Annotated in this window: 1 protein-coding gene; it reads right to left on the bottom strand. The window is 42.5% G+C overall.

The features are described from left to right. On the bottom strand, window positions 1-259 hold a 259-nt coding region (locus tag ACYVTD_RS19085; RefSeq protein WP_461249149.1), incomplete at its 3' end, for a hypothetical protein. Window positions 260-275: the final 16 nt, after the last annotated feature.

A 275-nucleotide genomic window follows, 5' to 3' on the forward strand; every position in this document is an offset into this window, starting at 1 on the left:
GATTTAATTTTTGAGCGATAGCGAGAACACGGAATCCGTCATTGTTGTATTTGTCCACTGTTTTTAGCACTTCTTTTTTTAGCTCCGAAGTTAAAGACTCCACTTTGCCTCCATATTCAGCGTGAGTGCAAATGGAGAGCATTTCTTCAACGGCTCCTTTTGTGATCATCTGTGTTTTGCCGCCTTTGTCGGATACAACAACGCTCATTCTGCGTCGGCTGAAATCAAACGGTATCTCGTCCACTTTTTCATAAACCATCGACAATTCGCCCAAT

It is taken from the genome of Treponema sp. R6D11, from assembly GCF_054786075.1.